The 591-nt window shown below is 60.7% G+C and carries 1 pseudogene; it reads right to left on the reverse strand.

Annotated elements, in window-relative coordinates:
- Positions 1 to 13: 13 nt before the first annotated feature.
- A pseudogene (locus LOX95_RS14175) lies at positions 14 to 591 on the reverse strand (IS5 family transposase); the annotation flags it as partial.

The following is a 591-nucleotide window of genomic DNA, read 5'->3' on the forward strand; positions in this document are numbered from 1 at the left end:
CTAGGCTCAGGACTCATAGCCAAAAGAGCACTGTAGCGGCGAGGGCTATGGCGGAGAGGAAGACGTTCGGGCACCGATCATAACGCGTGGCAACGCGTCGCCAGTCTTTCAGACGACCGAACATGATTTCGATGCGGTTGCGTCGTTTGTATCTGCGCTTGTCATACCGGATGGGCTCGGTGCGGGTTTTACGTCCGGGGATGCAAGGTGTGATCCCCTTGGCTTCCAAGGCGTCCCTCAACCAATCCGCGTCATAGCCCCTATCGCCCAGCAGCCACTGGGCTCTGGGTAGACTATCCAGAAGAGCCGCCGCGCCGGTGTAGTCGCTGACCTGACCAGCCGTCACAAACAGGCTGATGGGGCGTCCATTCGCATCGGTGACGGCGTGCAGCTTGGTATTCATCCCGCCTTTGGTCCGTCCGATCAGTCGCCCGAGGCCCCCTTTTTTACCCGCAGGCTCGAAGCCGTACGGTGCGCCTTTAGATAGGTGGCATCGATCATGACGGTCCGGCGCTCGGCCTGTGCGCCAGACAGGCCCTCCATCATCCGAACGAAGACGCCAGCCTCGCTCCACCGCTTCCAGCGATTGTA

The organism is Brevundimonas pishanensis (genome assembly GCF_022750635.1).
Lineage (GTDB): Bacteria > Pseudomonadota > Alphaproteobacteria > Caulobacterales > Caulobacteraceae > Brevundimonas > Brevundimonas pishanensis.